Annotated in this window: 1 protein-coding gene; it reads left to right on the top strand. The window is 27.8% G+C overall.

Annotation, left to right across the window (positions count from 1 at the left end):
- Positions 1-356 (top strand): hypothetical protein (locus ACVCZW_RS01410; protein ID WP_452231474.1); only part of this gene is annotated, 356 nt, incomplete at both ends.

Raw genomic sequence — 356 nt, 5'->3', positions numbered from 1 at the left:
TCTAGCACAAAAGATTCTACATCTATTACATTGAATCTTAAAAACATATATACAAATACCAATGTTAGTATTTCGGTCTTACCAGAAAACTCTTTAATGTATCAAAACCAATATAATATTGTAACCGATTATTTAGTAACTCCTTATTTAAAAGATAAAACAGGAAATATCACAAAATACTTTTCTGAAGATTTTAACCAAAGTAAATTGGATACGTACATACAAACAAAAAGTAAAAACAATTTTGTAAATCTACCGAATAACAACATAAAAACCAGGAAAGCAGAAGTAGGAACAAGAATTAGAGGCTCTGTTATATTAAAAGAAGCAAACACCCAAAATGCCAAGGTAATGCT

This window comes from Lacinutrix sp. MEBiC02595, assembly GCF_053601555.1.
The sequence above is the reverse complement of the archived record's forward strand: the minus strand, read 5'-3'. Positions and strand labels throughout refer to the sequence as shown.